Raw genomic sequence first — 3014 nt, 5'->3', positions numbered from 1 at the left:
TACTTGACAAGCTGCTTTTTCATAGATGCTATAAAAAATTGCTGGTTTTAGCTAAACTAAAGTTAATTGCTCATTTGCTAACTTCTGATTTTCCTTCGGAAAATACTCTCACATAAACACGCAACTTTCCATATACATAAACGTTGTAAGCTGTAACCCTCCCAAAAAATCGGACTGGTTTGAATTAGACAAAAAGTTTAATTTTAACAGTCAGATATTATGAAGAGAACCAAGTTTACCGAGAACCAGATCGTATCCTGCATCAAGCAGTACGAATCAGGGGTCAAAGTGGACCAGATCTGTAGGGAGATGGGCATCCACAAGGCCACATTTTACAATTGGAAGAAACGATATTCGGGGATGGACAGCCTCGAGCTCAAGCGCCTGAAGGAACTTGAGGAGGAGAACCGCAAGCTCAAGCAGATGTATGCGGACATGGCCCTTGACAACAAGATGCTCAAGGACGTGCTCTCAAAAAAGTGGTAGGCCCCGGTGAGAGGAAAAACATGGTGGCCTACCTGAGGGAATATTACAGGGTAAGCATCACCAGGGCCTGCAGGACATTGACGTTCCCAAAATCGATGTACTATTACCGCTCTGTGAAAGATGACAGTGAGGTAATCGACAAACTGTTGGAACTTTCCGTGGCAAAGCCAAGGGAAGGACAGGACAAATACTATCAGCGGATAAGACTGGAGGGCCATAAATGGAACAAGAAGCGGGTCAGGCGGGTATACCTGATGCTGGGCCTGAACTTGAGGAGAAAGACCAAAAAGAGGGTGCCCAAGCGGGTCAAGGAGCCCTTGGTGCTGCCCGATGGTCCGAACATGACATGGTCCATGGACTTCATGAGCGATTCATTGGTGCACGGGAGAAGGTTCAGGACGTTCAACATCATCGATGACTTCAACAGGAAGGCCATCGGTGTGGAGGCCGAGTTCAGTTTCCCCGCCATGGGCGTGGTACAGGTACTGAAGAGGGCCATCGGGGAACACGGCAGGCCCGAAAGGGTCAGGGTGGACAACGGGCCCGAGTTCCTTGCACTTGATTTCACAAGATGGTGCGGGGCCCAAGGGATAGATATCCAGTACACACAGCCGGGAAGGCCCATGCAGAACGGGTTCATTGAACGGTTCAACCGTACCTACAGACAGGATGTACTTGACGCACATCTGTTCGAGGACATTTCACAGGTACGCATATTGACCGAGGAATGGATAAAGGATTACAACATGAAACGGCCACACGAGGCCCTGGGTGGGATCACCCCGGAACGTTATGAAAAGGAATTCTCTTCCAAGCAAGCTTGCTTGGAAGAACAAACAAAAGTTGTCTAACCAATGGTCCGAGAAAAGGGAGGGTTACAAAGCAATTTGAGGAATGAATAAAAATTGGAAATTATTTGAAAAAGTAATTAGCGGATTTCAAATTATATTCGGAATTACGACAATTTCATTTTTACTTTGGTCATTGAATTTAACAATTACTATAATCTTTGAAAATTCTGATTACACATGGAACGATGTTTCATTTTATAAACTATTTAAAAATCATTATTTCTTTACTTTTCTGGGAATTCTAAGTATAAGTTCGGGAATTTTACTTTTAAAGAATAAAAAAATAGGATGGATTTTAAGTGTGTCTACTTGGTTGCTTTACGGATTTGGAACCTTAATAAACATTTTTAAGAAGAATGACGAGAATGAATACATTTTTGCTTCAAATTCTGATTTTATAATTCTCGGAATTATTATAGTTACTTTTTTGATTTTAGCTTTATGTCTGACTTTAAAACCTTTCCGAACTAAATACAAGCCAAATCTAAAATCTTGGTTTAAAATTGGAATAATTACGCTGATTTTGATAACTGCTAAACTATTAATAAAATAAAAAAACTGCTTACAACAACGTGTAAAAATAATTGCTTGGTTCTAGCCTACTCGGAAAATCCTGCGGATTTTCCTCTGGTTCGTTCCTTTTTTATTAAGTTAGTTGCTTGCACACGCAACTATCCTTACACAAACCGTTGGTGTTAACTTGAAAACATGAAAACACGAAATATCAAAACCACAATATTGAGTGCGGTGCTTATTTTGCTCACATCATATGCATTTGCGCACCCAACGGGAAATATGGTTGTTATTGGTGAAAATGTCCTCTGGTCGTATATAAACCCAATAAACGACCCAAACCATTTTGCCTGTGTAATGATTTGGACAGAAGGCTCTGAACCAAAAGTATATATTCAATCTGAGTATGCCGCAAGTGACTTTATGCTTTATAACAACCAAAATGAGCTATACATCATAGAACGGAGGTTTTCGCAAGCATCCAATGAATTTCAAGTAAGAGTTTTAAAATCTACAATTGGTAAGGAACCAAGGGTTATATGGGATTGGTTCAAAGACAACTACAGGATTGGGGAAGGTGGATTTTTTATGCTTTCCGACAACCAAATGGTTTTTAGCAAGTACCCTGAAATATATAGCTTGAAAAAAGGAGAACAGCCAACAAAGTATTTCGAATTTGAGCATCCAATGACAAGAATCAGGGCTGTTGGGCATAACCAAATTCTTTTATTGGGAGACAACGATTGCTATTTAGTACAACAAAGTGGAAAAATCCTTGGCCAATGGAATGACCTAATTGACCAGAAGGTAGAGAACCCACCAATGAACCGAAATCAGGTATTTGACGCAGATTATTCTGATGGAGAATTACTGCTTTCTTATTGGGGAAGAAGGTCTTTTGATTTGATTGATGCCAACAGAAAACGTCAAATTATCCTTCAACAATCTGAACCATTGACACCTCACTGGGTAGCCTTTAGGAACAAGGAAAAATTATTATTTTCTTCTAAACTTGTTTTTGACGGAAGTACGCCAAAGCCTCATTTGGTTTTACTGAATCATAAAAACCAAACTCAAGTGGTATGGAACTGATAAATAAACAAAAGTAAAATAATAACTACCGCCAACAATGTATCCTATGAAAAGCCCTAGTCCAGTTCTTTA

General features: G+C 40.1%; 4 protein-coding genes. All 4 read left to right on the top strand.

The features are described 5' to 3' along the window. The first annotated feature begins 219 nt into the window (after positions 1–219). The 4 genes from FOT42_RS18375 to FOT42_RS17825 all read left to right on the top strand — a co-directional run bounded on the left by FOT42_RS18375 (position 220) and on the right by FOT42_RS17825 (position 2942). Complete coding sequence (locus FOT42_RS18375; RefSeq protein WP_226789951.1) at positions 220–486, top strand: transposase; 267 nt, start codon at positions 220–222, stop codon at positions 484–486. Between the two features lie 20 nt (positions 487–506). Then, entirely contained in the window at positions 507–1337 is an 831-nt protein-coding gene (locus FOT42_RS17835) for an IS3 family transposase (protein WP_262884018.1), read from the top strand. A gap of 43 nt (positions 1338–1380) precedes the next feature. Next, the gene (locus FOT42_RS17830) at positions 1381–1890 is read left to right on the top strand and encodes a hypothetical protein (protein WP_151891786.1); all 510 of its coding nucleotides are present in this window, start codon (positions 1381–1383) and stop codon (positions 1888–1890) included. 155 nt (positions 1891–2045) lie between these two features. Beyond that, positions 2046–2942, top strand: coding sequence for a hypothetical protein (locus FOT42_RS17825; RefSeq protein WP_151891785.1), 897 nt, complete (start codon positions 2046–2048; stop codon positions 2940–2942). The last annotated feature ends 72 nt before the right edge of the window (positions 2943–3014 follow it).

Source organism: Flagellimonas hadalis (genome assembly GCF_007785775.2).
GTDB lineage: Bacteria > Bacteroidota > Bacteroidia > Flavobacteriales > Flavobacteriaceae > Flagellimonas > Flagellimonas hadalis.
The sequence above is the reverse complement of the archived record's forward strand: the minus strand, read 5'-3'. Positions and strand labels throughout refer to the sequence as shown.